1 protein-coding gene is annotated in these 5,647 nt (G+C 60.8%); it reads left to right on the forward strand.

Going from position 1 to position 5,647, the window contains the following annotated elements; translation table 11 throughout:
- Positions 1–5,647: immunoglobulin-like domain-containing protein (locus tag CKW35_RS27630; protein WP_305887131.1), on the forward strand; the 5,647-nt coding region annotated here is incomplete at both ends.

The following is a 5,647-nucleotide window of genomic DNA, read 5'->3' on the forward strand; positions in this document are numbered from 1 at the left end:
ACCTGACCCTGGATAAGACCGAGGTCAGCACCAGCGTTACGGATGAGCCTTCCGGGCAGGGTGACCTGGTGAAGGTCAGCATTACGCCGGTCACCGACACGGTGAACGAGGCGACTGCGCCGACCTTCAAGCTCACCCTGAACCAGGCCATCGATAAACCGCTGACCGTGCTGCTGAGCACCGGTGAAACCGTGGTGTTCGCTGCTGGCGAGACCACCAAGACCATCTCGGCGCCTGCCCAGGGCGACGATGTGTTCATCGACAAGGGCCAGATCACCGTCAGCATCGACAAGGCCACCGTCACCGGTGCGCCGCTGGAAAACCTGCAGATCGGCGATCCGGCCACTGTCAACGTGACCGACACCATCAGCAAAGTCACCGCTGTCCTGTCCGTGGACAACACCGCTGTGGTGGAAGGTGGCAAGATCACCTACACCGTCACCCTGATCAGTGAAGACACCAAGCTGCCAGTGACTGGCCACGGTGGTGTGACCGTTACCTTGACCGGTGGCACTCAGGTGACCATCAACCCAGGCTCGGCCACCGGCACCGTGGAAATCACCGCGCCGAACGACCTGTACGCGGGCGGCCAGGACGCAATTACCAAGTCGATCACCGGTATCGAAGTCACCGGCGACACCAAGTTCGAGAGCCTGGTGACCGACAAGACCCCGGTCACCACTACCGTCAGCGATGAGCCGAACGGCAACGACAACCTGGTCAAGGTCAGCATCACGCCGGTCACCGAGTCGGTGAACGAAGCCACTGCACCAACCTTTAACGTCACCCTGAACCAAGCGCTGGACAAGGCGCTCACCGTTGTCCTGAGCACCGGTGAAACCGTGGTGTTCGCTGCTGGCGAGACCACCAAGACCATCTCGGCGCCGGCCCAAGGCGATGACGTCTTTGTTGATAAAGGCACCATCACCGTTAGCATCGACAAGGCCACCGTTACCGGTGCGCCGCTGGAAAACCTGCAGATCGGTACCCCGGCGACCGTTCAGGTCACCGACACCATCAGCAAAGTCACCGCCGTCCTGTCGGTGGATAACACCGCTGTGGTGGAAGGTGGCAAGATCACCTACACCGTGACCCTGATCAGTGAAGACACCAAGCTGCCAGTGACTGGCCACGGCGGTGTGACCGTGACCCTGACTGGCGGCACAGTCGTGACTATTCCGGCCGGCTCGGCCTCTGGTACCGCCTTCGTCACTGCACCGAACGACCTGTTCACCGGTGGCCAGCCTGCGATCACCAAGTCGATCACCGACATTTCGGTCACCGGCGACACCAAGTTCGAGAACCTGGTGACCGACAAGACCCCGGTCACCACTACCGTCAGCGATGAGCCGAACGGCAACGACAACCTGGTCAAGGTCAGCATCACGCCGGTCACCGAGTCGGTGAACGAAGCCACTGCACCAACCTTTAACGTCACCCTGAACCAAGCGCTGGACAAGGCGCTCACCGTTGTCCTGAGCACCGGTGAAACCGTGGTGTTCGCTGCTGGCGAGACCACCAAGACCATCTCGGCGCCGGCCCAAGGCGATGACGTCTTTGTTGATAAAGGCACCATCACCGTCAGCATCGACAAGGCCACCGTTACCGGTGCGCCGCTGGAAAACCTGCAGATCGGCGACCCGGCGACCGTTCAGGTCACCGACACCATCAGCAAAGTCACCGCTGTCCTGTCGGTGGACAACACTGCTGTGGTCGAAGGTGGCAAGATCACCTACACCGTCACCCTGATCAGTGAAGACACCAAGCTGCCAGTGACCGGCCACGGTGGTGTGACCGTGACCCTGACTGGCGGCACAGTCGTGACTATCCCGGCCGGCTCGGCCTCGGGTACCGCCTTCGTCACTGCACCGAACGACCTGTATGCCGGTGGCCAGCCTGCGATCACCAAGTCGATCACCGACATTTCGGTCTCGGGTGACACCAAGTTCGAAAACCTGGTGACCGATAAGACGCCAGTGACCACTACTGTCAGCGACGAGCCGAACGGCAGCGACAACCTGGTGAAAGTCAGCATCACGCCGGTCACCGAGTCGGTGAACGAAGCGACTGCGCCGACCTTCAAGGTGACCCTGAACCAGGCCATCGATAAACCGCTGACCGTGCTGCTGAGCACCGGTGAAACCGTGGTGTTCGCTGCTGGCGAGACCACCAAGACCATCTCGGCGCCGGCCCAAGGCGATGACGTCTTTGTTGATAAAGGCACCATCACCGTCAGCATCGACAAGGCCACCGTCACCGGTGCGCCGCTGGAAAACCTGCAGATCGGCGATCCGGCCACTGTCAACGTGACCGATACCATCAGCAAAGTCACCGCTGTCCTGTCGGTGGACAACACCGCTGTCGTCGAAGGCGGCAAGATCACCTACACCGTCACCCTGATCAGTGAAGACACCAAGCTGCCAGTGACTGGCCACGGCGGTGTGACCGTGACCTTGACCGGTGGCACTCAGGTCACCATCAACCCAGGCTCGGCCACCGGCACCGTGGAAATCACCGCGCCGAACGACCTGTACGCGGGCGGCCAGGACGCAATTACCAAGTCGATCACCGGTATCGAAGTCACCGGCGACACCAAGTTCGAAAACCTGGTGACCGATAAGACGCCAGTGACCACCACTGTCAGCGATGAGCCGAACGGCAACGACAACCTGGTCAAGGTCAGCATCACGCCGGTCACCGAGTCGGTGAACGAAGCCACTGCACCAACCTTTAACGTCACCCTGAACCAAGCGCTGGACAAGGCGCTCACCGTTGTCCTGAGCACCGGTGAAACCGTGGTGTTCGCTGCTGGCGAGACCACCAAGACCATCTCGGCGCCTGCCCAGGGCGACGATGTGTTCATCGACAAGGGCCAGATCACCGTCAGCATCGACAAGGCCACCGTCACCGGTGCGCCGCTGGAAAACCTGCAGATCGGCGATCCGGCCACTGTCAACGTGACCGATACCATCAGCAAAGTCACCGCTGTCCTGTCGGTGGATAACACCGCAGTGGTCGAAGGTGGCAAGATCACCTACACCGTGACCCTGATCAGTGAAGACACCAAGCTGCCAGTGACTGGCCACGGTGGTGTGACCGTGACCTTGACCGGTGGCACTCAGGTCACCATCAACCCAGGCTCGGCCACCGGCACCGTGGAAATCACCGCGCCGAACGACCTGTACGCGGGCGGCCAGGACGCAATTACCAAGTCGATCACCGGTATCGAAGTCACCGGCGACACCAAGTTCGAAAACCTGGTGACCGATAAGACGCCAGTGACCACTACTGTCAGCGACGAGCCGAACGGCAGCGACAACCTGGTGAAAGTCAGCATCACTCCAGTCACCGACACGGTGAACGAGGCGACTGCGCCGACCTTCAAGCTCACCCTGAACCAGGCCATCGATAAACCGCTGACCGTGCTGCTGAGCACCGGTGAAACCGTGGTGTTCGCTGCTGGCGAGACCACCAAGACCATCTCGGCGCCGGCCCAAGGCGATGACGTCTTTGTTGATAAAGGCACCATCACCGTTAGCATCGACAAGGCCACCGTTACCGGTGCGCCGCTGGAAAACCTGCAGATCGGCGACCCGGCGACCGTTCAGGTCACCGACACCATCAGCAAAGTCACCGCTGTCCTGTCGGTGGACAACACCGCTGTGGTGGAAGGTGGCAAGATCACCTACACCGTGACCCTGATCAGTGAAGACACCAAGCTGCCAGTGACCGGCCACGGCGGTGTGACCGTGACCCTGACCGGTGGCACGGTCGTGACTATCCCGGCCGGCTCGGCCTCGGGTACCGCCTTCGTCACTGCACCGAACGACCTGTATGCCGGTGGCCAGCCTGCGATCACCAAGTCGATCACTGACATTTCGGTCACCGGCGACACCAAGTTCGAAAACCTGGTGACCGATAAGACGCCAGTGACCACCACTGTCAGCGATGAGCCGAACGGCAACGACAACCTGGTCAAGGTCAGCATCACTCCGGTCACCGAGTCGGTGAACGAAGCCACTGCACCAACCTTTAACGTCACCCTGAACCAAGCGCTGGACAAGGCGCTCACTGTTGTCCTGAGTACTGGCGAAACCGTGGTGTTCGCCGCTGGCGAGACCACCAAGACCGTTTCGGCGCCAGCCCAGGGCGATGATGTGTTCATCGACAAGGGCCAGATCACCGTCAGCATCGACAAGGCCACCGTTACCGGTGCTCCGCTGGAGAACCTGCAGATCGGCGACCCGGCCACTGTCAACGTGACCGACACCATCAGCAAAGTCACCGCTGTCCTGTCGGTGGACAACACCGCTGTGGTGGAAGGTGGCAAGATCACCTACACCGTCACCCTGATCAGTGAAGACACCAAGCTGCCAGTGACTGGCCACGGTGGTGTGACCGTTACCTTGACCGGTGGCACTCAGGTCACCATCAACCCAGGCTCGGCCACCGGCACCGTGGAAATCACCGCGCCGAACGACCTGTACGCGGGCGGCCAGGACGCAATTACCAAGTCGATCACCGGTATCGAAGTCACCGGCGACACCAAGTTCGAAAACCTGGTGACCGATAAGACGCCAGTGACCACCACTGTCAGCGATGAGCCGAACGGCAACGACAACCTGGTCAAGGTCAGCATCACTCCGGTCACCGACACGGTGAACGAGGCGACTGCGCCGACCTTCAAGGTGACCCTGAACCAGGCCATCGATAAACCGCTGACCATGCTGCTGAGCACCGGTGAAACCGTGGTGTTCGCTGCTGGCGAGACTACCAAGACCATTTCGGCGCCTGCCCAGGGCGATGACGTCTTTGTTGATAAAGGCACCATCACCGTTAGCATCGACAAGGCCACCGTTACCGGTGCGCCGCTGGAAAACCTGCAGATCGGTACCCCGGCGACCGTTCAGGTCACCGACACCATCAGCAAAGTCACCGCTGTCCTGTCGGTGGACAACACCGCTGTAGTCGAAGGCGGCAAGATCACCTACACCGTCACCCTGATCAGTGAAGACACCAAGCTGCCAGTGACTGGCCACGGCGGTGTGACCGTGACCCTGACTGGCGGCACGGTCGTGACTATTCCGGCGGGTTCTGCCTCGGGTACCGCCTTCGTCACTGCACCGAACGACCTGTATGCCGGTGGCCAGCCTGCGATCACCAAGTCGATCACTGACATTTCGGTCTCGGGTGACACCAAGTTCGAAAACCTGGTGACCGATAAGACGCCAGTGACCACCACTGTCAGCGATGAGCCGAACGGCGCCGGGAATCTGGTGAAAGTCAGCATCACTCCAGTCACCGAGTCGGTGAACGAAGCGACTGCGCCGACCTTCAAGGTGACCCTGAACCAGGCCATCGATAAGCCGCTGACCGTGCTGCTGAGCACCGGTGAAACCGTGGTGTTCGCCGCTGGCGAGACCACCAAGACCATTTCGGCGCCAGCCCAGGGTGATGACGTGTTCATCGACAAGGGCCAGATCACCGTCAGCATCGACAAGGCCACCGTTACCGGTGCGCCGCTGGAGAACCTGCAGATCGGTACCCCGGCGACCGTTCAGGTCACCGACACCATCAGCAAAGTCACCGCTGTCCTGTCGGTGGACAACACCGCTGTAGTCGAAGGTGGCAAGATCACCTACACCGT

This window comes from Pseudomonas sp. Irchel 3F3, assembly GCF_900187545.1.
GTDB classification, from domain to species: Bacteria; Pseudomonadota; Gammaproteobacteria; order Pseudomonadales; family Pseudomonadaceae; genus Aquipseudomonas; species Aquipseudomonas fortuita.